The sequence below is a fragment of the Nocardioides cavernaquae genome (assembly GCF_003600895.1).
Lineage (GTDB): Bacteria > Actinomycetota > Actinomycetes > Propionibacteriales > Nocardioidaceae > Nocardioides > Nocardioides cavernaquae.
Window position 1 is genome coordinate 2,637,340 of sequence record NZ_QYRP01000002.1, and the last position, 22,107, is coordinate 2,659,446.

The window sequence follows — 22,107 nt, forward strand, 5'->3', positions numbered from 1 at the left end:
GTGAGCAGCAGCGTGAGCACTCGGACGTCGACCTTGAGGGACGGCTTTGCCGTCATCGGTGTCGGGATCCGGCGCGAGCCGTGGATCTTCGCCGCGTCGACCCTCGGCAGCGTGCTGTTCGGCGCGTTGACCGTCGCCGATGCCTGGGTCCTGGGCTGGTCCACCGAGCACGCAGTCCTGCCCGCGTTCCGTGACGGCGAGATCTCGGCAGGCCTGCTCTGGGCGGTGCTCGCCCTCTTCGTCGGCGTCGCCATCCTGCGTGCGGTCGGCATCGTCGCCCGCCGCCTCGGCGCCGGCATCATGCAGTACCGGCTCCAGGCGCACGACCGACGTGCCGTCACCCGCCAGTACCTCCGCCTGCCCATGGAGTGGCACCAGCGGCACCCGACCGGCGAGCTGCTCTCCAACGCCAACTCGGATGTCGAAGCCGCCTGGAGCCCGATCGCGCCGCTCCCGATGGCCGTCGGCACGATCGTGATGATGGTGATCGCGATCGGGCAGATGCTCTTCGCCGACGTCGTCCTGGCCCTCGTCGGCCTGCTGGTCTTCCCGGCCGTCGTGCTGGCCAACGTCAGCTACCAGAAGGCCGCGTCCCCGCTGATGACGAAGGCGCAGGCCCTGCGCAGCGAGCTGAGCGGCATCGCGCACGAGTCGTTCGACGGCGCCCAGGTGGTCAAGACCCTCGGTCGCGAGACGGAGGAGACCGCGCGATTCGCCGAGGTCGCGCACGCCCTCCGCGACGTCTCGGTGCGCGCCGGCCGCGTCCGCGCGGCGTTCGACCCGGTGCTCGCCGCGCTGCCCAACCTCGGCGTCCTCATCGTCCTCGCCGTGGGTGTGGCGCGCGTGCGCAGCGGCCACACCGATCCGGGCGACGTCGTCACCATCGGCTACCTGCTGACGATCGTCTCGTTCCCGATCCGCTCGATCGGCTGGCTGCTCGGCGAGTTCCCGCGCAGCGTCGTTGGCTACGGCCGCGTCGCGCGCGTGCTGGCCGCCTCCGGCGAGATGCAGTACGGCGCCGCGCGCCTGGCCGCCACGGGCCCGGCCGCGCTCGAGGTCGACCGCCTCTCCTACGCCTACGACGCTGCGGTGCCCGTGCTCTCGGACGTGAGCTTCGAGGTCGCGCCCGGGCGGTCGGTGGCCCTGGTGGGCGCGACCGCGGCGGGCAAGAGCACGCTCACCACGCTGATCACGCGGCTGGTCGACCCGGACGCGGGCGCGATCCGCGTGGACGGCACCGACCTGCGCGACCTGGCTCCGGCGGCACTGGCCGGTGCGGTGGCCGTGGTGCCGCAGACGGCCTTCCTGTTCGACGACACCGTGCGCGGCAACGTGACGCTCGGCGCGGCGATCGACGATGCCGAGGTGTGGGCCGCTCTGCGCACGGCGCAGGCCGATGGGTTCGTCGCAGCGCTGCCGCACGGCCTCGACACCCGCCTGGGCGAGCGCGGCACCAGCCTGAGCGGCGGCCAGCGCCAACGCGTCTCCCTGGCCCGCGCGGTGGTCCGCAAGCCGCGACTCCTCGTCCTGGACGACGCCACGTCGGCGGTCGACCCCGAGGTCGAGGCGCGCATCCTGTCCGCCCTGCGGGAGGACGCCGGCGACGGGGGAGCGACCCTGGTCGTGGTCGCCTACCGCAAGGCCACCATCGGTCTGGCCGACGAGGTGCTCCACCTGGCGGACGGCCGCGTCGTCGACCGCGGCACGCACCAGGAGCTGCTCGACCGCTCACCCGTCTACGCCGACCTGGTCAACGCCTACGAGACCGAGCCCGCCGCCCAGTCCGCCGCCCAGTCCGCCGCCCCGTCCGCTGCGCAGTCAGGGGAGGACGCATGAGCACCACGACCTCCGAGCGCGTGGCCGGCACCGTCGACACCGGCGAGGAGCTTCCCGCTCTCCAGACCATCCGCCGCGGCATGGAGATCTCACCCGAGCTCCGCCAGGGCCTCGGTGTGACCCTGCTGCTCGCCCTCGTCGCGACGATCGGTCAGGTGGTCGTGCCGATCACGATCCAGCAGACGCTCGACCACGGCCTCGGTCCGGCCGGGCCGGACACCGGTTTCATGGTCCGCATGGGGCTGCTCGCCGCCGTCGCAATCCTGGCGACCGGCGTCGCGTCCTACGTCATGACGACGCGGCTGTTCACGCAGGCCGAGCGTGGCCTGGCGACGCTGCGGATCAAGGCGTTCCGCCATGTGCACGACCTGCCGTTGCTCACGCAGAACACCGAGCGTCGTGGTGCCCTCGTCTCGCGCGTCACCAGCGACGTCGACCAGGTCAGCCAGTTCCTGGTCTTCGGCGGCATCTTCGCGATCGTCAGCATCGGCCAGATCATCGTCGCGACGGTGATCATGCTCGTCTACTCGTGGCAGCTGTGCCTGGTCGTGTGGCTCTGCTTCGCGCCGCTCTTCCTGAGCCTGCGCTGGTTCCAGCAGCGGCTCTCCGACGCCTACGGGACCGTCCGTCGCCAGGTCGGCGCCCTGCTCTCCGCGATCGCCGAGCCGGTCGTCGGTGCCACTGTGGTCCGTGCCTACGCCGTGCAGGACCGCACACAGCAACGCATCGACGACGCGATCGCCGCGCACCAGTCCGCCAGCACCAAGGCCCAGGGGTTCACCGCGTTCTCGTTCTCGCTGGGCGGCCTGTCGGGTGGCCTGGCCAACGCCGGAGTCCTGATCGTCGGCATCTGGCTGGGCTTCGCCGACCAGATCAGTGCGGGCGAGGTCATCGCCTTCGCGTTCCTCGTCACGCTCTTCGTGATGCCGGTGCAGATGGGCACCCAGATCCTGACCGACGCACAGAACGCACTGGCCGGCTGGCGCCGCGTCATCGGCATCCTCGACACCCCGGCCGAGCTGGTCGACCCCGGTGCCGACGGTGCGGTGCTTCCGCGTGGCCCGATCGCCGTGGAGTTCCGCGACGTGGGCTTCGCCTACCCCGGTGGCCCGCCGGTGCTCCGTGACATCGACCTGGCCATCGCCCCGGGCACCCGCGTGGCCGTCGTCGGCGAGACCGGGTCCGGCAAGTCGACCCTCGCCAAGCTGCTGACCCGGCTGATGGACCCGACGGATGGCTCGGTGCTCCTCGACGACGTCGATGTCCGCCAGATCTCCAACGCCAGCCTGCGCCGTTCGGTCGTCCTGGTGCCGCAGGAGGGCTTCCTGATCGACGCCACGATCCGCGAGAACGCCCGATGGGGTCGCCTGGGTGCGACCGACTCCGAGATCCGCGAGTCGGCGATCGAGCTCGGGCTGGTCGACTGGCTCGACGGCCTTCCCCACGGCCTCGACACCGTCGTCGGTCAACGCGGCGAGTCGCTGAGTGCGGGGGAGCGGCAGCTCGTTGCTCTGCTCCGGGCCCACCTGGTCGACCCCGACCTGCTGGTCCTCGACGAGGCCACGAGTGCTGTCGACCCGCAGCTGGAGATGCGCATGGCGCGGGCGCTCGAGCGGCTCATGTCGGGTCGCACCTCGGTGACGATCGCGCACCGGCTCAGCACCGCCGAGAACGCCGACGAGGTCGTCGTCGTCGACCGCGGCCGCATCGTGCAGCGCGGGCGCCACCAGGACCTGGTCGCCGAGGGCGGGGTCTACGGCAACCTGCACGCGTCCTGGGTTGCCCAGCACGGCTGAGGCACGCCCCTCGCCCAAGTAGGCTGGCGCGGTGACCGACCAGCTGGACCCCGCCCTCGCCGCCCGCCTCAAGCGCACCGACGACGGGCTCGTGCCTGCCATCGCGCAGCAGTTCGACACCGGTGAGGTGCTGATGATGGGCTGGATGGACGACGAGGCACTTCGCCGCACCCTGACCACGGGCCGCGCCGTCTACTGGAGCCGCAGCCGCCAGGAGTACTGGGCGAAGGGCGACACCTCCGGTCACGTCCAGCACGTCAAGGAGGTCCGCCTCGACTGCGACGGTGACACCCTCCTGGTCAAGGTCGACCAGGTCGGCGCCGCCTGCCACACGGGCGACCGCACCTGCTTCGACGCCGACCTGCTGGGCCCCGCGTGACCGGGAGGCGCACCTTCGGGCCGCTGGTCCTCGTCGGACTCGGCTCGGCTGCCCTCGCCTCGGTCGCCGCCAGCAAGGCTTGGACGACCACCGCCACGCCGGGCGGCGCGCCGTTGCCGATCGCGATTCCGGACCACGGCCTCGACCGCCAGTCGCCGCTCGCTGCGTCGCTCGCCCTCGTCGTACTCGCTGCCTGGGGTGTCCTGCTCGTCACCCGCGGTTGGGTACGCCGCGTTCTCGCGGGCGTCGCGCTCCTGGCCGCTGGCGGCGTCGTGGCGACCACCGTCGAGGCGCGCTCGTCGCTTCCCGATGCGGTGGCGCGCGACCTTGCTGACCTCGGACTTCAGGGCAAGGACCTGCTCCGGGCGCAGAGCGGGACGACGATGACCGGCTGGTGGATCGCCGCTCTGGTCGCCGGCGTCATCTGCGTCCTCGCCACGTCGGCGGCGCTTCGCTTCGTCCGCGACTGGCCCGAGATGGGGACGCGCTACGACGCTCCCACGGGGGCCCCGGCGCCCCTGCCTGCGCCCGAGGACCGCTCCAGCATCGACCTGTGGAAGTCGCTCGATGCTGGTCAGGACCCGACCCTTGGCCCCAACGAGCCCCGGGCCTGAATAGACTGTCGCCGGTACTACGCGAGCAACGAGGAGAACACCGCGCATGTCTGACTCTCACGGCAACACCCCGGCGGCCTGGACCGCGGTCTTCATCGGTCTCGTTGCCTTCGTCGTGGGCGGCGTCGGCCTCATGTTCAGCCCCTTGAACTACACGGTCTTCTGGATCGGCATCGTGCTGCTCCCGATCGCCCTCGTGGTCTACGTCGCGATGAACAAGATGGGCTTTGGCAACACTGGCCACTGAGCCGGTCACCCACGCTGACCGGGCCGCCGGCCGAGCTCGTCGGCTGGTCGGTCCGCTGGGCCTCGCTGGCGTCTGCCTGGCGGGCGCCGCAGCGCTCCACCTCCGCGATCCTCACGAGTCCGGATCCTGGGGGTTCTGCCCGTTCCTGGTCGTCACCGGTCACCCGTGCCCGGGATGCGGCGGCCTGCGTGCGGTCAACGACCTGACGAACCTCGACGTCGTCAGCGCGGCCTCGAGCAACCTGCTCTTCGTGGCGAGCCTCCCGCTGCTCGCCTTCCTGTGGGTTCGCTGGGCGGCCGGCGCCTGGACGGGATCTCCGCCCCGACCGCTGCGCCATGGCACGGCGCTCGTCGTGGCTGGTCTGGCGGCCGTCCTGCTGTTCTGGCTGGTGCGCAGCCTGCCCTTCGGGGCCTGGCTCGCTCCGTAGCCCGTTGCGCGAAATGCAGTTCGGCGCCTGACTCCTCCGCACGGAGGGTCAGACGCCGAACGATGCTGCGGAGCCGGTCAGCTCTGGTAGCCCTTCATGAAGCCGTCCATCGCGCCGGTGGAGAAGAGGATGATGTTGAGCACGAGCGCGAACGCCGCGAGGCAGATTGCGATGATGCCCATCGTGCGGCCGTTCTTGACCTTGCTGGCGCCGCCGAGGGTGCCGCCGGAGGCCGCGATCTCGCGCGATGCCTTGCCGCTCATGATCAGCGGGGCGATGCCGAGCAGGCCGAGGAAGGCACAGCAGAAGACGCCGATCGCGCCGAGGACGAGGCTCACGATGCCCAGGATGAAGATGGTGCCGGCCTGCGGGTGCTCCTGCGGGGCTCCGCCGTACGGCGACTCGCCGTAACCCGGCGGCGGCGGAGGCATCGGGGTGTTGAAGTCAGACATGAGGTCCCCCTCGAGATGGAGCGTCACGGGACTGTGCCGCTCGTTGCATCGCAGGCTAGCGGGAACACCGCGCCGAGCGTGGAACCCGGACGCGGTGTGTGGAGCGCGCGTGAGACGCTTGGGCGGCTCGGTCAGACTGACCGGAAGCCCAGGACCAGCGCCATGCAGGAGCAGTTGTGACCACCACGTCGGTGCTCGACGAGATCATCGTCGGAGTGCGTGAGGACCTCGCCGTGCGCGAGGCAGCCGTGTCGTACGACGAGGTCGTGGCGCTCGCCGCAGCGGCTCCGCCGGCGCGTGACCCGATGCCGGCCTTCCGTTCGCCGGGCACGAGTGTCATCGCCGAGGTGAAGCGCAAGAGCCCGAGCAAGGGTGACCTGGCGACGATCACCGACCCGGCCGCACTCGCCCGGCAGTACGCCGACGGCGGGGCCCACGCCATCTCCGTGCTCACCGAGCAGCGTCGCTTCAACGGCTCGCTCGAGGACCTGCTCGCAGTCCGTGCTGCGGTCGAGACCCCGCTGCTGCGCAAGGACTTCATGGTCACCAGCTACCAGATCCACGAGGCCCGCGCGGCCGGCGCCGATCTGGTCCTGCTGATCGTCGCCGCACTCGACGACACCCAGCTCAAGGCACTCCACGACGAGGCGACCGGGCTCGGCATGACGGTGCTGGTCGAGGTCCACGACGAGGAGGAGACCCGGCGCGCGGTCGACCTCGGCGCGAAATTGATTGGCGTCAACGCCCGCAACCTGAAGACACTGTTGGTCGACAACGACACCTTCGGGCGGCTCGCGCCGCTGATCCCGGACGACCGGGTGAAGGTGGCCGAGTCCGGCATCACCGGCCCCGACGACGTGGCCCGGTTCGCCTCCGAGGGCGCGAACGTGGTGCTGGTCGGCGAAGCGCTGGTCAAGGACGGCGACCCTGCCGTCGCCGTGCGTTCCATGACTGGACTGACAGGACTGTGATGAGCGAGAAGCCGATGCCCGAGACGACCTGGGATGCCGACGAGTTCGGATGGTTCGGTGGCGAGGGTGCCTGGGGTGGCCGCTTCATGCCCGAGGCCCTGGTTGCCGCCCTCGAGGAGCTGACCGTTGCCTACAACGAGGCGATGGCGGACCCCGAGTTCGTGAAGGCCTTCGAGGACTCGCTGGTCGACTACGCCAATGTCCCGAGCCCGCTCTACGAGGCGAAGCACCTCTCCGAGCAGTACGGCGTCCGCATCCTGCTCAAGCGCGAGGACCTCAACCACACCGGCGCGCACAAGATCCGCAACGTGCTCGGCCAGGCGCTGCTCACCAAGCGCATGGGCAAGACGCGCGTGATCGCCGAGACCGGGGCCGGCCAGCACGGCGTCGCCTCCGCCACAGCTGCGGCTTACTTCGGCCTCGACTGCACCGTCTACATGGGTGCGGTCGACACGAGGCGCCAGGCCCTCAACGTCGCGCGCATGGAGCTGCTCGGTGCCAAGGTCATCGCCGTCGAGTCGGGCTCGGCGACGCTCAAGGACGCGATCAACGAGGCACTGCGCGACTGGGTCGCCAGCGTCGACCACACGGCGTACCTGTTCGGGACGGCGGCCGGCCCGCACCCGTTCCCGAGCATGGTCCGCGACTTCACCCGCGGGATCGGCGACGAGGCGCGTGCCCAGTGCCTCGCGAAGTACGGCGTGCTGCCGGACGCCATCGCGGCCTGCGTCGGTGGCGGCTCCAACGCCATCGGCCTCTTCACCGCCTTCCTCGATGACGCCGACACCGCGATCTACGGCTTCGAGGCCGGTGGCGACGGTGTCGAGACCGGGCGCCACGCCGCGACGATCGTGGCCGGCGGCAGCGGCGTGCTGCACGGCGCTCGCACCTACGTGCTCCAGGACGACGACGGCCAGACCATCGAGTCGCACTCGATCTCGGCCGGCCTCGACTACCCGGGCGTCGGCCCGCAGCACGCCTGGCTCGCTGCCAGCGGCCGCGCGACCTACGAAGCCGTGACGGACGCCGAGGCCATGAAGGCCTTCCAGCACCTGGCCCGCACCGAGGGCATCATTCCGGCGATCGAGTCGAGCCACGCGCTCGCCGGCGCGCTCCGCCTGGCGCCGAAGCTGGCTGCCGAGAAGGGGAAGGACGCGATCCTGCTCATCAACCTCTCTGGCCGCGGCGACAAGGACATGGGCACCGCGCTCGACTACTTCAACCTGGGTGAACCGACAGGAGAGACCGCGTGAGCACGGTCCTGAACACCACCGGTCGGGCCTTCGAGAAGGCCCGCGCCGAGAACCGTGCCGCGCTGATCGGCTACCTGCCGGCCGGGTTCCCGGACCTGCAGGGCTCCATCGACGCGATCAAGGTGATGGTCGAGCACGGCTGCGACATCATCGAGATCGGGCTGCCCTACACCGACCCGGTCCTCGACGGCCCGACCATCCAGGCCGCTGCCCAGCAGGCGCTGGACAACGGCATCCGGACGAAGCAGGTCCTCGAGGTCGTCGAGGCGGTGGCCGCCTTCGGCGCGCCGACGCTGGTGATGACCTACTGGGGGCCGGTCGAGCGTTACGGCGTCGAGAAGTTCGCCGCCGACCTCGCCGCTGCCGGGGGAGCAGGCCTGATCACGCCCGACATCACCCCGGACTTCGGCCAGGAGTGGATCGCGGCAGCAGACAAGCACGGACTCGACAAGGTCTTCCTCGTGGCGCCGTCCAGCACTGACGAGCGCATCGCGATGACGACGGCCGCTGCGCGCGGCTTCGTCTACGCCGCCGCGGTCATGGGCGTCACTGGCAAGACCGCCGCCAACATCGACATCGTTGCGCCGCTGGTGGCGCGCACCAAGGCGACCACGACCACGCCGGTCGGGGTGGGCATCGGTGTCTCCAACGGCCAGCAGGCGGCGGAGATCGCCGCGCACGCCGATGCGGTCATCGTGGGCTCCGCCTTCGTCAAGACCCTGCTCGAGGCTCCCGACCGGGAGACCGGTTTGCGCAACCTGGCCGCGCTCACCGAGGACCTCGCCGCCGGGGTACGCCGTGGCTGATCGGGCCACCCGGTTCGCCCGCCGCTTCGCGCTGTCCGTCCTGGCCGCTGGTCTCGCCCTCGTGCTGACCGCCTGTGGTGGGTCGCCCGAGACGTCACCGGTCTTCCACGGTTCGCGCCTGGGTGCGCCGTGGGACGTCCCGACGACGGCCCTGACGGACGCCGACGGGAAGGACTGGTCCTTCGCGGAGGCGACCTCGCCGCTGACGCTGGTCTTCTTCGGATACACCGAGTGCCCGGACATCTGTCCGCAGGAGATGGCCGACATCACCAGCGCACTCGTCCGGCTCACCCCCGAGCAGCGCAAGCAGGTCGAGGTGGTCTTCGTGACGACCGACCCGGCGCGTGACGACCCGGCCGCCCTGACCCGCTACCTCGGCGCGTTCGACGCGTCGTACACGGGGCTGACGGGGAAGCCCGAGGCGCTGGCGGAGCTCACCGCCGCCTTCCACGTCTACACCGAGAAGGGGCAGGCGGCCATGAAGGGCGGCACGGGCTACCTCGTGGCACACGACGACCACACGTTCGCCGTCACTCCCGACCACCAGGTCACCGCCCTGTGGAACCGTGACCGCACGAGCGCCCAGCTCGCCGAGGACATCAGCGCCCTCCTGGAGGAGACGTCGTGACCAGCTTCTACATCCCGAGCCCGGCCAACGGGGTCTGGCACCTCGGGCCGCTGCCGATCCGCGGCTACGCGCTCTGCATCATCGCGGGCATCATCCTCGCGGTCTGGATCGGTGAACGCCGCTGGGTCGCCCGCGGCGGCAAGCCCGGCCAGATGTCCGACCTCGCGCTCTGGATGGTCCCGTTCGGGCTGGTCGGCGGCCGGCTCTACCACGTGATCACCGACCACGCGCTCTACTTCGGCGAGGGCAAGCACCCGATCGAGGCGCTCTACATCTGGCGTGGCGGCCTGGGCATCTGGGGCGCCCTCGCACTGGGAGCGCTCGGTGCCGTCATCGGGGCACGGGTCATGGGCATCCGTGTCGTGCCGCTCCTCGATGCGCTCGCACCCGGTGTGCTGATCGGGCAGGCGTTCGGGCGCTGGGGCAACTGGTTCAACCAGGAGCTCTTCGGCAAGCCGACGGACCTGCCGTGGGCACTGGAGATCGATCCGCTGCACCGGCCCGCCGGCTACGACCAGTACGCGACCTTCCACCCGACCTTCCTCTACGAGTCGCTGTGGTGCCTGGCCGCGTTCGGGGTGCTGATCCTGCTCGACCGCCGCTTCCAGCTGGGCCACGGCAAGGTCATCGCGCTCTACGTGATGACCTACACCGCCGGTCGCGGATGGATCGAGATGCTCCGCATCGACCCGGTCGAGCTGAGTGACGTCGGTGGGCTGAGGTTGAACGTGTGGACCTCGATGGTCGCGTTCGCCCTCGCCGCGGCGTACCTGCTGTGGGCCTCGCGGCGCGCGTCCTTCTCCGGTCGTGAGGCCTCGGTCTACCGTGACGGTCATGACGACGCCGCACTCGCAGGAGCCCCCGGCTCCGATTGACCACGAGCACCCCGATGTGACGGGTGGCTGGCTCCGCCCCGCTGTCTTCGGCGCGATGGACGGCCTGGTCTCCAACGCGGCGCTGATCGCGGGCGTCGCGGGTGGCACGCGCGACCACACGGATGCGAGCGTCGTCGTCCTGGCCGGTCTGGCCGGACTCGCCGCGGGTGCCTTCTCGATGGCCGCCGGGGAGTATGCCTCGGTGGCCAGCCAGTCGGAGGCAGCCGAGCGTGAGATCGCGATCGAGCGCCAGGAGATCATCGACAACCCGGCGGGGGAGAAGGCCGAGCTCGCCGAGATGCTGGTGCTGCGCGGCGTCGACCCGGAGATCGCTCGCCAGGCGTCCGACCAGATGCACGGCAACGTCGACGACGCACTCGCCGTGCACAGCCTCGCCGAGCTTGGGGTGAACCCCGACGAGCTCGCGTCGCCGGTCACCGCTGCGGTCAGCTCCTTCCTCTCCTTCGCGCTCGGCGCCCTCGTTCCCGTGCTGCCGTATCTGTTCGGCGCGGTGAGCCTGGTCCCGGCGCTGCTCCTGACCCTGATCGCGCTCTTCGCCTGTGGCGCGGTGGTCACCCGGTTGACCAGTCGTCCCTGGTGGTTCGGCGGGCTTCGCCAGACGCTCCTCGGCGGGGCCGCCTTCGGGCTGACGTACGTCGTCGGCATGGCGGTCGGTGGCTCCGGGATCGCCTGAGCGTGCCTATGCTGGCGCCGTGCTGACCTCGGGACCCCGTGCCACCGCCCGCATCCTCGCCGTCGTCATCGCCCTGACGGCGAGCGCGAGTCTCGTCGGGTGCTCCGCGTCGGTTCCCGAGCAGGCAGCGCAGTCGCCCGGCGCCTCCGGTACGCCGACGGCCGGCCTGGCGCCGGCAGCGGCCAGCACGACGTACCGGATCGTCGCGGCCGGCGACATCGCCTGCCCGCCGGGATCCTCCGTCACGCCCGTGACCTGCCGCCAGGCCGACACGGCCCGGCTCGCGGCGGCGCAGTCGCCGCACGCCGTCGTTCCGCTCGGCGACCTGCAGTACGAGCGTGGTTCGCTCGCCGACTTCCAGGGCTCCTACGCGTCGAGCTGGGGCTCCCTGAAGTCCATCACCCGGCCCGTCGTCGGCAACCACGAGTACAAGACCGCGGGCGCTGCGGGCTACTACGCCTACTTCGGGCGCAAGAGCCCCGGCTACTACGCCTGGAACGCCGGGTCGTGGCGGATCTACAGCCTCAACAGCAACTGCTCGATCATCGACTGCGCGGCCGAGACGGCGTGGCTGCGCCGCGACATGGACGCCAACCCGCGCAAGTGCCAGATCATCACGATGCACGGGCCGCGGTTCTCCTCGGGCCTCGAGCACGGCAACGCGCCGTACGTCGCTCCGTTCTGGCGGGTGGCCTACAACCACCGTGCGGACATCGCCCTCGCGGGCCACGACCACGACTACGAGCGGTTCGTCCGCATGGCGCCCGACGGGACGAAGCGTCCCTACCGCGGCATCCGGTCGTTCGTCGTCGGCACGGGCGGCAAGTCGCTCTACCACCTCGGCACCCGCAAGCCCGGGTCGGCGTACTTCCAGGCCACCCGTTTCGGCGTCCTGCGCCTCGACCTCGGGGCGTCGAGCTACACGTGGCGCTACATCACCACGGATGGCGTCGTGCGCGACCAGGGCACCAGCAACTGTCTCTGAGACGCCCGTCACGTCGGCCTCGGCCGCGAAAACCGGAGGAGGCCCGAAAGGGCCGTGGTGGTAGTCTGGCGCTTCCGCTTGGGCCAATGTCGTCCCCTGCATCTTCATCATTGATCTGCAATGCCGATTCGTCGCGCCTTCAGGGCGCGGCGCAGACGACGACGGGAGAATGCCCATGCACGCATTCCCGCCGCCCCAAGGGCTGTACGACGGAAACCACGAGCACGATGCGTGCGGCGTGGCCTTTGTTGCGACCCTGACCGGCGTGGCCAGCCACGACATCGTTGCGAAGGCGCTCACTGCGCTCCGCAACCTCGAGCACCGCGGTGCCACCGGCGCCGAGCCCAACTCGGGCGACGGCGCGGGCATCCTGTTCCAGGTGCCGGACGCGTTCTTCCGCGATGTCGTGGACTTCGACCTTCCGGCCGCCGGCGCCTACGCCGCGGGCACCGCCTTCATCCCGGGTGACGCCGACGCCGTTGCGAAGACGCGCCAGCGTATCGAGGAGCTCGCGGTCGAGGAGGGCCTCAAGGTCCTCGGCTGGCGCACGGTCCCCGTGGTCACCGACATGCTCGGCGCGACTGCGCTGTCGTGCATGCCTGCCTTCGAGCAGCTCTTCGTCGCCGGCACGGAAGCCCTCACCGGGCTCCCGCTGGACCGCCAGGCCTTCTGCCTGCGCAAGCGTGCCGAGCACGAGACCGGCGCCTACTTCCCGTCGCTCTCCTCGCGCACGATCGCCTACAAGGGCATGCTGACGACCGACCAGCTCGACAAGGTCTTCCCCGACCTCGTCGACGAGCGCGTCGCGTCGGCAGTCGCCGTGGTGCACTCGCGCTTCTCCACGAACACGTTCCCGAGCTGGCCGCTGGCCCACCCGTTCCGCTTCATCGCGCACAACGGTGAGATCAACACGGTCAAGGGCAACCGCAACTGGATGCGTGCCCGTGAGGCCCTCCTGGCCTCCGACGCCATCCCGGGCGACCTCGCTCGCCTCTACCCGATCTGCGACCCCGAGGCCTCCGACTCCGCGTCGTTCGACGAGGTCCTCGAGCTGGTCCACCTCGGTGGCCGCTCGCTGCCGCACGCCGTGCTGATGATGATCCCCGAGGCGTGGGAGAACCACGGCGAGATGGACGAGAAGCGCCGCGCGTTCTACGAGTTCCACTCCACCGTGATGGAGCCGTGGGACGGCCCCGCCAACATGGTCTTCACCGACGGCACCCAGGTCGGCGCGGTCCTCGACCGCAACGGTCTGCGCCCCGGTCGCTTCTGGGTCACCGACGACGGCCTGGTCATCTACGGCTCCGAGGCCGGTGTCCTCCACGACATCGCGCCCGAGAAGATCGTCCGCAAGGGCCGCATGCAGCCCGGCAAGATGCTGCTCATCGACACCGCTGAGCACCGCATCGTCGAGGACGACGAGTTCAAGGACGCCCTCGCTGCAGAGCACCCCTACCAGGAGTGGCTCGACGGTGGCCTGATCCGCCTCGAGCAGCTGCCCGACCTTGAGCACATCGTGCACACGCACGCGTCGGTCACCCGCCGCCAGCAGGTCTTCGGCTACACCGAGGAAGAGCTGCGCGTCATCCTCTCGCCGATGGCCAACACCGGCATGGAGGCGCTCGGTTCGATGGGCACCGACTCGCCCATCGCCGCGCTCAGCGAGAAGCCGCGTCTGCTCTTCGACTACTTCGCGCAGCTCTTCGCGCAGGTCACGAACCCGCCGCTGGACGCCATCCGCGAGGAGCTCGTCACCTCGCTCTACGGCACCATCGGTCCGGAGTCCAACCTGCTCGAGCCGTCGCCGGACTCCTGTCGCCAGGTGGTCCTGCAGTTCCCGGTGATCAGCAACGACGACCTGGCCAAGATCCGTCACATCAACCGTGACGGCGACAAGCCCGGCTTCATCGCCCACGTCTCCCGCGGCCTGTACAAGGTCGACGGCGGTGGCGACGCGCTGGCCGCGCGCATCGACGAGATCTGCGCCGAGGTCTCGGCCGCGATCGCCGAGGGTGCCCGGATCATCGTTCTGTCCGACCGTCACTCGACTGCGGAGCTCGCGCCGATCCCGTCGCTGCTCCTCACCGGTGCCGTGCACCACCACCTGGTGCGCGAGAAGACCCGCACGCAGGTCGGCCTGGTCATCGAGGCCGGCGACGTGCGCGAGGTCCACCACGTCGCGCTGCTGGTCGGCTACGGCGCGACCGCGGTCAACCCGTACCTTGCCATGGAGACCGTCGAGGACCTCGCTCGCGACGGTCACTTCGTCAAGGTCGACCCCGAGGTCGCCGTCAAGCACCTGATCAAGGGCCTCGGCAAGGGCGTCCTCAAGGTCATGTCGAAGATGGGCGTCTCGACCGTCGCGTCCTACACCGGTGCCCAGATCTTCGAGTGCATCGGTCTCTCGCAGTCGGTCGTCGACAAGTACTTCACCGGCACGACGTCCAAGCTCGGCGGCATCGAGCTCGAGACCATCGCCGAGGAGGTCGCCAGGCGGCACGCCACGGCGTACCCGAAGGACGGCATCGCGCCGGCCCACCGCGAGCTGCCCATCGGCGGCGAGTACCAGTGGCGTCGTGAGGGCGAGCCGCACCTGTTCGACCCGGAGACGGTCTTCCGGCTGCAGCACGCCACCCGCCAGGGTCGCTACGACGTGTTCAAGCAGTACACCGCCCGGATCGACGAGCAGTCCGAGCGGCTGATGACGCTGCGTGGCCTGTTCAAGTTCGCCGATGGCCGCGAGCCGATCAGCATCGACGAGGTCGAGCCGGTCAGCGAGATCGTCAAGCGGTTCTCGACCGGTGCCATGTCCTACGGCTCCATCTCGCAGGAGGCGCACGAGACGCTGGCTGTCGCCATGAACTCGATCGGTGCGAAGTCCAACACCGGTGAGGGTGGCGAGGACGCCGACCGTCTCTACGACCCGAAGCGTCGCTCGTCGATCAAGCAGGTTGCCTCGGGACGCTTCGGCGTCACCTCGGAGTACCTCACGAACTCCGACGACATCCAGATCAAGATGGCGCAGGGTGCCAAGCCCGGCGAGGGTGGCCAGCTGCCCGGTCACAAGGTCTACCCGTGGGTGGCCAAGACCCGGCACTCGACCCCCGGCGTGGGCCTGATCTCCCCGCCGCCGCACCACGACATCTACTCGATCGAGGACCTGGCCCAGCTGATCCACGACCTGAAGAACGCCAACCCGGCGGCTCGGGTCCACGTGAAGCTGGTCTCCGAGGTCGGCGTCGGCACGGTTGCCGCGGGTGTCTCCAAGGCCCACGCGGACGTCGTCCTGATCTCCGGTCACGACGGTGGCACCGGCGCTTCGCCGCTGACCTCGCTCAAGCACGCGGGTGGCCCCTGGGAGCTCGGTCTCGCCGAGACCCAGCAGACCCTGCTGCTCAACGGCCTGCGCGACCGCATCGTCGTGCAGACCGACGGCCAGCTCAAGACCGGTCGTGACGTCGTCATCGCCGCCCTGCTGGGTGCCGAGGAGTTCGGTTTCGCGACCGCGCCCCTCGTCGTCAGCGGCTGCATCATGATGCGCGTCTGCCACCTCGACACCTGCCCGGTCGGCGTCGCCACGCAGAACCCCGTTCTGCGTAGCCGCTACTCCGGCAAGCCCGAGTTCGTCGTGAACTTCTTCGAGTACATCGCTGAGGAGGTGCGTGAGCTCCTCGCCGAGCTCGGTTTCCGCACGCTCGAGGAGGCCGTCGGCCACGTCGAGGCGCTCGACATCCGCGACGCGGTCAACTACTGGAAGGCGTCGGGTCTCGACCTGACCCCGATCCTGCACAAGGTCGACCCCGCGGGCGATCACGGCCAGTACGACGGCCAGACCCTGTTCAACTCGCAGGGCCAGGACCACGGTCTCGACAAGGCGCTCGACAACGAGCTCATCGCGATCGCCCAGCCGGCGCTCGAGTCCGGTGAGCCCGTGCGTGCGCAGCTCGAGGTCCGCAACCTCAACCGCACGGTCGGCACGATGCTCGGCCACGAGGTCACCAAGCGCTACCGCGGCGCGGGCCTGCCCGACGACACGATCGACATCACCTTCACCGGTGCTGCGGGTCAGTCGTTCGGTGCGTTCGTCCCCAAGGGCGTCACGCTGCGCCTCGAGGGCGACGGCAACGACTACGTCGGCAAGGGTCTCTCGGGCGGCCGCATCGTGATCCGCCCGGACCGCGCTGCGACGTTCAAGGCCAACGAGCACATCATCGCCGGCAACACGATCGCCTACGGCGCGACCGGTGGCGAGATCTACCTGCGCGGTGGTGTCGGCGAGCGGTGCTGTGTCCGCAACTCGGGCGCAACCGTCGTGACCGAGGGTGTGGGCGACCACGGCTGCGAGTACATGACCGGTGGTCGTGTCGTCGTGCTCGGCAAGACCGGCCGCAACTTCGCCGCGGGCATGTCCGGCGGTGTTGCCTACGTGCTCGACCTGAAGCCGTTCCGCGTCAACCAGGAACTCGTGGAGCTCGAGCCGGTCACCGGCAAGGCTGCCGACGAGCTCAAGGCGATCGTGACCAAGCACTTCGAGGAGACCGGTTCCGCGGTCGCCGAGGAGCTGCTCGCCGACTGGGAAGCCGCCCTGCCGCGCTTCACCGAGGTCATGCCCAGCGACTACAAGCGCGTTCTCGAAGCTCGTGAGGAGGCCCTCGAAGAGGGTCTCAACGAGGACGAGGCCGCCGCACGGATTATGGAGGTCCTCCATGGCTGACCCGAAGGGCTTTCTGAAGGAAGGCCGCCAGGTCGCGACCCGTCGCCCCGTCGACGAGCGCGTCACTGACTGGAAGGAGGTCTACCCCGATGGAGGCATCGGGCGGACCCTGCTTCCGATCATCGTCAAGCAGGCCGGGCGCTGCATGGACTGCGGCATCCCGTTCTGCCACCAGGGCTGCCCGCTCGGCAACATCATTCCCGAGTGGAACGACCTGGTCTGGCGCAACGACTGGGAAGGCGCGATCGAGCGTCTCCACGCGACCAACAACTTCCCGGAGTTCACCGGTCGCCTGTGCCCGGCTCCCTGTGAGACGGCCTGTGTCCTCGGCATCAACCAGGACCCGGTGACCATCAAGAACGTCGAGGTCTCGATCATCGACAAGGCGTGGGAGTCCGGCTTCGTCCGGCCCCAGCCGCCGGAGTGGCTCTCGGGCAAGACCGTCGCCGTCATCGGCTCGGGCCCTGCTGGCCTGGCCGCTGCGCAGCAGCTGACCCGCGCCGGTCACACGGTCGCCGTCTACGAGCGTGCCGACCGCATCGGTGGCCTGCTCCGCTACGGCATCCCCGAGTTCAAGATGGAGAAGGCGCACGTCGACCGTCGCCTCGACCAGATGAAGCGCGAGGGCACCGTCTTCCGCACCGGCGTCAACGTCGGCGAGGACCTCACCGGCGCCCAGCTCCGCGAGCGGTACGACGCAGTCGTGCTCGCCATGGGCTCGACCGTCGCCCGTGACCTGCCGGTCCCGGGCCGCGAGCTCAAGGGCATCCACCAGGCGATGGAGTTCCTGCCGCAGGCCAACCGCGCTGCTGTGGGCGACACGGTGGACGGCCAGATCATGGCCACCGACAAGAACGTCGTCATCATCGGTGGCGGTGACACGGGTGCTGACTGCCTCGGCACCTCGATCCGCCACGGCGCGAAGTCGATCACCCAGCTGGAGATCATGCCGCGTCCGACCGAGGACCGTCCCGACGGACAGCCCTGGCCGACGTACCCGATGACCTACCGCGTCTCCTCGGCCCACGAGGAGGGTGGCGAGCGCGTCTACGCCACCTCGACCGTGGAGTTCCTGGGCGACGCCGACGGCAACGTCCGCGCACTCAAGGTGACCGAGGTGGACTCGAAGTTCCAGCCGGTCGAGGGCACCGAGCGCGAGATCATGGCCGAGCTCGTGCTCTTCGCTATGGGCTTCGTCGGTCCCGAGAAGCCCGGCGTCATCGAGCAGCTCGGTGTCGAGCTCGACGAGCGTGGCAACGTCAAGCGCGACCTGGACTACGCCTCGTCCGTCGACGGCGTGTACGTCGCGGGCGACGCCGGTCGTGGGCAGTCGCTCATCGTGTGGGCGATCGCTGAGGGCCGCTCGGCTGCCGCCGCGGTGGACAAGTACCTCACCGGCTCGACGACGCTTCCCGCGCCGATCCCGCCGACCGCACGACCCCTGATGGCCTGATCCACCGGCTTGATCCGCTGGGCGACCCGGTGACTCTGGAGACAGGGACACCGGGTCGCCCTCATTTCGTCAGACGTTTGCCCGGGGTGACTGGGTGGTAACCGTCGCTGGCCACTAGGGTCGGGGTGTGCGTAGAGCAAAGATCGTGTGCACGCTGGGCCCCGTCACCTCGAGCCAGGAGCAGATCCAGGCGCTGGTCGACGCGGGCATGGACGTTGCCCGGATGAACATGAGCCACGGGTCCCAGGAGGACCACGCCGAGGTCTATGGCCGGGTGCGGACCGCAGCCGATGCCCGCGGACGCGGGGTGGCGATCTTCGCCGACCTGCAGGGGCCCAAGATCCGCCTCGAGCGCTTCTCCGGTGGGCCGGTCCGGCTGCAGAAGGGCCAGGCCTGGTGCATCACCACCCGCAGCGTCGACGGTGACCGCATGGTCAGCGGCACGACGTACAAGGGGCTGCCGGGCGATGTGAAGACCGGCGACCCGCTGCTGATCGACGACGGCAAGGTCCGGCTGCGGGTCACGGGCGTCGACGGCGACGACGTGCACACCGAGGTCGTCGTGGGCGGCTGGGTCAGTGACAACAAGGGCATCAACCTGCCCGGCGTGCCCGTGAACGTGCCCGCAATGTCGGAGAAGGACATCGAGGACCTGCGCTTCGCGCTCGCCCTGGGCGTCGACTTCATCGCCCTCTCCTTCGTGCGCAGCGCTGCTGACGCCGAGGACGTCCGCAAGATCATGCGCGAAGAGGGTCGTCTGGTCCCGGTCATCGCCAAGGTGGAGAAGCCGCAGGCGGTCGACGCGCTCGAGGAGATCGTCGAGGCATTCGACGGCGTCATGGTCGCCCGTGGTGACCTGGGCGTCGAGTGTCCGCTCGAGCAGGTTCCCTTCATCCAGAAGCGGATCATCGACCTGTGCCGGCAGAACGCGAAGCCGGTCATCGTGGCCACCCAGATGCTCGAGTCGATGATCAAGTCACCGGCGCCGACCCGCGCCGAGGCCTCCGACGTCGCCAACGCGATCATCGACGGCGCCGACGCGGTCATGCTCTCGGGCGAGACGAGCGTCGGGGACTACCCGATCGTGGCCGTCGAGACGATGGCGCGGATCCTGGCTGCCGCCGAGGACCACAGCCTCGACCACATGCGTGCCCTCGACTGGAACCCGCGCACCACGGGCGGCATCATCGCCAAGGCGGCCGCCGAGGTCGCCGAGCGGGTGGGCGCGAAGTACCTTGTCGCCTTCACCACGAGCGGCGACTCGGCCCGGCGGCTCTCGCGCTACCGCGGTCCGATCCCGATCCTCGCCTTCACCCCCGAGGCCACCACCCGCTCGCAGCTCTCGCTGGCCTGGGGTGTCGAGACCTTCAAGACCGTCATGGTCGAGCACACCGACCAGATGGTGCGGCAGGTCGACGAGCAGCTCCTCAAGATCGGTCGCGTCAACGAGGGTGACCTCGTCGTCATCATCGCCGGCTCGCCTCCGGGCATCCCCGGCTCGACCAACGCGCTGCGGGTCCACCGCATGGGTGACGCGATCAACGAGGTCACCCCGGCCTACCGCTCGCTGCGCTGACCGGTTTCAGGTGGATTGCTCAAGTGGATGCTCTCGCAGGGTTTCGCGAACCAGTGATGGATAGACGAGTTCGCGGACAGTGCGCAGGGCGGTCACTTGCGTAGTCACCCGGATGGCGAGATCGTCGAGGATCTGGGTCAAGCCAGCCAGCTTGGGCACGACAGGACCGAACCTCATGACGGTCGCGTGGCAGAGCTCGGGGACAGGACCGGTGTCGAGGCCCATTGAGCTGGCAAGTCGACGGCGAAGGTCGACAAGTTCTGGGCAGTTGCGCGCGACGGCGACGACCCCTGACGATGCGGGCAAGAGCTCAGTCAGGTCGATCTCGAACGGCGTAGTTTCGTTCGCAGTTGCATCTATGGCGGCGAGCCAGTGCTCCTGGTGCCGGTCCCACTGCGCTACCTTCTCGCGCCGCGAGTTCGGACTCCGAGCCCGAATAATGTTCAGAACCGAGATGTGAAGCGCGGTAGACGGCACAAGATGCTGGGTGGGCAATCCCGGGTATAGGACGTCGAGTACCTCCTCGACGGCGGCCGTCGCGTAGTTATCGAGGTCTACCTGGAGGTTGAAGGCGAGGCACTCAGTGCCCCAGAGCGGATCGGGCATGAGATCGCTCTGAACAAGCATCGCTGGGTCGAAGGTCAGCCCTCGGATCACGCCCACAGCAGCCCCGACGCTGCAGGGGAAGGCTGAAGATCTCGGAGGACATGATTCCGGTGCATGCCTGAGGATGGCATCCGTTAGGCCTTGAGGCCGATCAGGCGGTCGAGTCGAGCAACAGCCGGTCGGCGCGAGACGGAGATGGTCTTCCAGCTGGACTGCTTCCAAGGGATGTCGAGCAGGTCCAGCGCCCAGCAGCAGAGAGCGCGAATGTCGTCGGAGTTGTTGCTGAACTGCCAGCGTGGATAGTCGTAGCGCTTCATTTCTCCGGCGACCAACTTCCGAGTCCAGTTGGCTGAGCGCGCCCCATCGGAGTGGAACAGTCCGCGAACGAAGTCGGCCGGGTGTGCCGACACGATGTCCTTCTGCCATTGGTCGAGCTCGATGAGTCGGTCATGCTTGCGTCCTGGACCGTGTTGCGGAAACAGGCAGGGCCAGTGTTTCCAACTCACCGTAGTGATGACGGCACCCGGTCGGAGGCGGGTGTGCGGTTGTCCTCCTGGCTTCACCAACTTCATCAGCTCGATGATGTGCCGGTTCAACTCCACGTACTTCTGGTCATTCACGATGTGCAGGCCATAGACGCCCCGAGGCGCGAGGCTGATGTGCCCGTCGCCGAGGTACCAGCCGAGGAGCTCGGCATAGGCCCGCTGATCCAGGTCGGCTTCTTCGCACCGGGGGCACGGCACATGTGAATGAGCTTGACCCCGAGGGAGCCCGCGGCGCTGATACAGGCGACGCCATCGCCGGATCGTCTTGATCGCGACCCCATGAATCCGTGCATTCTCAGCATCCGCTAGGCCGCGATCTGAGGCAGCAAGTGCGCTGGCGACGACGGCGTCCGAGCGAACGTGGGGCACGGGGTCAGTCTGTTCCGAGCCACCGACAATCGGCTGGCAGGTTCCACAAGGATCGCCGCTCTGCTGGTGCCGAGTGTGGGATTCGAACCCACAAGCCCTTTCGGGCAACGAGGTTTGAGCTCGTCGCGTATGCCATTCCGCCAACCCGGCTAACAGCGGCCAATGTTAGCGCTGGCTTTGCCCCGTCAAGATGCGGGGGAGTGCCACCCCGGTTAGCATCGCGGCGTGACCGTCTCCACAAAGCCCCGTGTCCTCATCGCCGAGGACGAGGCCCTCATCCGCATGGACCTCGCCGAGATGCTCGTCGAGGAGGGGTACGACGTCGTCGGGCAGGCCGCGGATGGCGAGCAGGCGATCGCGCTGGCGGAGGAGCTCCGCCCTGACCTGGTCGTGTGTGACGTGAAGATGCCCAAGCTCGACGGCATCGCCGCGGCGCAGCGCATCGCCGAGCAGCGGATCGCGCCCGTGGTCATCCTGACCGCCTTCGCCCAGCGTGACCTGGTGGAGCGTGCGCGGGACGCGGGTGCGATGGCGTACCTCGTCAAGCCGTTCAGCCGCAACGACCTGGTGCCGGCCATCGAGATGGCGATGAGCCGGTTCGCCGAGCTGCAAGCGCTCGAGACGGAGGTCGGTGACCTCACCGAGCGCCTCGAGACCCGCAAGGCCGTGGACCGCGCCAAGAGCGTCCTGCAGAAGGACCTGGGCCTCTCCGAGCCTGACGCTTTCCGGTGGATCCAGAAGACCGCGATGGACCTTCGCCTGTCGATGCGGCAGGTCGCTGACGGCGTGCTCACCCACGGTCCGGGCGAGACCGCGAGCTGATCGTCCCGCGTGCCCTGATTTTGTCTCGGGCCGGTCACGGTTTGTCACCGATTGGCTTC

20 protein-coding genes and 1 tRNA gene are annotated in these 22,107 nt (G+C 69.3%); 17 read left to right on the forward strand and 4 right to left on the reverse strand.

Annotation, left to right across the window (positions count from 1 at the left end; translation table 11 throughout):
* Positions 1 to 12 precede the first annotated feature (12 nt).
* From D4739_RS12690 to D4739_RS12715, 6 genes are read left to right on the forward strand one after another with little or no spacing between them, the layout of a single operon-like run.
* Entirely contained in the window at positions 13 to 1,836 is a 1,824-nt protein-coding gene (locus D4739_RS12690; protein WP_238473640.1) for an ABC transporter ATP-binding protein, read from the forward strand.
* Positions 1,833 to 3,632: an ABC transporter ATP-binding protein gene (locus D4739_RS12695; protein WP_120060958.1), complete on the forward strand. Its 1,800-nt coding sequence runs from the start codon at positions 1,833 to 1,835 to the stop codon at positions 3,630 to 3,632. The genes D4739_RS12690 and D4739_RS12695 overlap by 4 nt, the downstream gene beginning before the upstream one ends.
* Positions 3,633 to 3,663: 31 nt before the next feature.
* Positions 3,664 to 4,011: a phosphoribosyl-AMP cyclohydrolase gene (gene hisI, locus D4739_RS12700; protein ID WP_120060959.1), complete on the forward strand. Its 348-nt coding sequence runs from the start codon at positions 3,664 to 3,666 to the stop codon at positions 4,009 to 4,011.
* Positions 4,008 to 4,625 carry a Trp biosynthesis-associated membrane protein gene (locus D4739_RS12705; RefSeq protein WP_182920410.1) on the forward strand — a complete coding sequence of 206 codons (618 nt, stop codon included), beginning with the start codon at positions 4,008 to 4,010 and terminating at the stop codon, positions 4,623 to 4,625. Before hisI ends, D4739_RS12705 begins: the two co-directional genes overlap by 4 nt.
* 46 nt (positions 4,626 to 4,671) lie before the next feature.
* The gene (locus tag D4739_RS12710) at positions 4,672 to 4,872 is read left to right on the forward strand and encodes an HGxxPAAW family protein (RefSeq protein WP_120060961.1); all 201 of its coding nucleotides are present in this window, start codon (positions 4,672 to 4,674) and stop codon (positions 4,870 to 4,872) included.
* Positions 4,853 to 5,299, forward strand: a complete 447-nt coding sequence (locus D4739_RS12715; protein WP_120060962.1) for a DUF2752 domain-containing protein — start codon at positions 4,853 to 4,855, stop codon at positions 5,297 to 5,299. The genes D4739_RS12710 and D4739_RS12715 overlap by 20 nt, the downstream gene beginning before the upstream one ends.
* A 77-nt stretch (positions 5,300 to 5,376) precedes the next feature.
* Here the strand turns inward: D4739_RS12715 and D4739_RS12720 are convergent, their stop codons facing one another.
* Entirely contained in the window at positions 5,377 to 5,751 is a 375-nt protein-coding gene (locus D4739_RS12720) for a DUF4190 domain-containing protein (protein ID WP_147384917.1), read from the reverse strand.
* A gap of 176 nt (positions 5,752 to 5,927) precedes the next feature.
* Here D4739_RS12720 and trpC point away from each other — a divergent pair, with 176 nt between their 5' ends.
* From trpC to pyk, 10 genes are all read left to right on the forward strand, one after another.
* Complete coding sequence (gene trpC / locus D4739_RS12725; RefSeq protein WP_120060964.1) at positions 5,928 to 6,722, forward strand: indole-3-glycerol phosphate synthase TrpC; 795 nt, start codon at positions 5,928 to 5,930, stop codon at positions 6,720 to 6,722.
* Positions 6,722 to 7,975, forward strand: coding sequence for a tryptophan synthase subunit beta (gene trpB / locus D4739_RS12730; RefSeq protein WP_120060965.1), 1,254 nt, complete (start codon positions 6,722 to 6,724; stop codon positions 7,973 to 7,975). The genes trpC and trpB overlap by 1 nt, the downstream gene beginning before the upstream one ends.
* The gene (gene trpA, locus D4739_RS12735) at positions 7,972 to 8,781 is read left to right on the forward strand and encodes a tryptophan synthase subunit alpha (RefSeq protein WP_238473641.1); all 810 of its coding nucleotides are present in this window, start codon (positions 7,972 to 7,974) and stop codon (positions 8,779 to 8,781) included. The genes trpB and trpA overlap by 4 nt, the downstream gene beginning before the upstream one ends.
* On the forward strand, positions 8,774 to 9,409 hold the full coding sequence (locus D4739_RS12740) for an SCO family protein (RefSeq protein ID WP_120060966.1): 636 nt from the start codon (positions 8,774 to 8,776) through the stop codon (positions 9,407 to 9,409). The genes trpA and D4739_RS12740 overlap by 8 nt, the downstream gene beginning before the upstream one ends.
* Positions 9,406 to 10,284, forward strand: coding sequence for a prolipoprotein diacylglyceryl transferase (gene lgt / locus D4739_RS12745; RefSeq protein WP_120060967.1), 879 nt, complete (start codon positions 9,406 to 9,408; stop codon positions 10,282 to 10,284). Before D4739_RS12740 ends, lgt begins: the two co-directional genes overlap by 4 nt.
* Positions 10,244 to 10,978: a VIT1/CCC1 transporter family protein gene (locus tag D4739_RS12750; RefSeq protein ID WP_120060968.1), complete on the forward strand. Its 735-nt coding sequence runs from the start codon at positions 10,244 to 10,246 to the stop codon at positions 10,976 to 10,978. The genes lgt and D4739_RS12750 overlap by 41 nt, the downstream gene beginning before the upstream one ends.
* 19 nt (positions 10,979 to 10,997) lie before the next feature.
* The gene (locus tag D4739_RS12755) at positions 10,998 to 11,963 is read left to right on the forward strand and encodes a metallophosphoesterase family protein (protein WP_182920411.1); all 966 of its coding nucleotides are present in this window, start codon (positions 10,998 to 11,000) and stop codon (positions 11,961 to 11,963) included.
* 175 nt (positions 11,964 to 12,138) lie between these two features.
* Positions 12,139 to 16,677 carry a glutamate synthase large subunit gene (gltB, locus tag D4739_RS12760; RefSeq protein ID WP_420799019.1) on the forward strand — a complete coding sequence of 1,513 codons (4,539 nt, stop codon included), beginning with the start codon at positions 12,139 to 12,141 and terminating at the stop codon, positions 16,675 to 16,677.
* Positions 16,670 to 18,130, forward strand: a complete 1,461-nt coding sequence (locus tag D4739_RS12765; RefSeq protein WP_120060971.1) for a glutamate synthase subunit beta — start codon at positions 16,670 to 16,672, stop codon at positions 18,128 to 18,130. Before gltB ends, D4739_RS12765 begins: the two co-directional genes overlap by 8 nt.
* 127 nt (positions 18,131 to 18,257) lie before the next feature.
* The gene (gene pyk / locus D4739_RS12770) at positions 18,258 to 19,706 is read left to right on the forward strand and encodes a pyruvate kinase (RefSeq protein WP_120060972.1); all 1,449 of its coding nucleotides are present in this window, start codon (positions 18,258 to 18,260) and stop codon (positions 19,704 to 19,706) included.
* 6 nt (positions 19,707 to 19,712) lie between these two features.
* Here the strand turns inward: pyk and D4739_RS12775 are convergent, their stop codons facing one another.
* The 3 genes from D4739_RS12775 to D4739_RS12785 form a co-directional block, all read right to left on the reverse strand.
* The gene (locus tag D4739_RS12775; RefSeq protein WP_182920412.1) at positions 19,713 to 20,312 is read right to left on the reverse strand and encodes a hypothetical protein; all 600 of its coding nucleotides are present in this window, start codon (positions 20,310 to 20,312) and stop codon (positions 19,713 to 19,715) included.
* A gap of 134 nt (positions 20,313 to 20,446) precedes the next feature.
* Positions 20,447 to 21,226, reverse strand: coding sequence for a transcriptional regulator (locus D4739_RS12780; RefSeq protein WP_120060974.1), 780 nt, complete (start codon positions 21,224 to 21,226; stop codon positions 20,447 to 20,449).
* Between the two features lie 64 nt (positions 21,227 to 21,290).
* Positions 21,291 to 21,376: transfer RNA gene (locus tag D4739_RS12785), tRNA-Leu, on the reverse strand.
* 75 nt (positions 21,377 to 21,451) lie between these two features.
* Between D4739_RS12785 and D4739_RS12790 the strand changes: the two genes are divergently transcribed.
* Positions 21,452 to 22,048: an ANTAR domain-containing response regulator gene (locus tag D4739_RS12790; protein ID WP_274380490.1), complete on the forward strand. Its 597-nt coding sequence runs from the start codon at positions 21,452 to 21,454 to the stop codon at positions 22,046 to 22,048.
* Positions 22,049 to 22,107 lie beyond the last annotated feature (59 nt).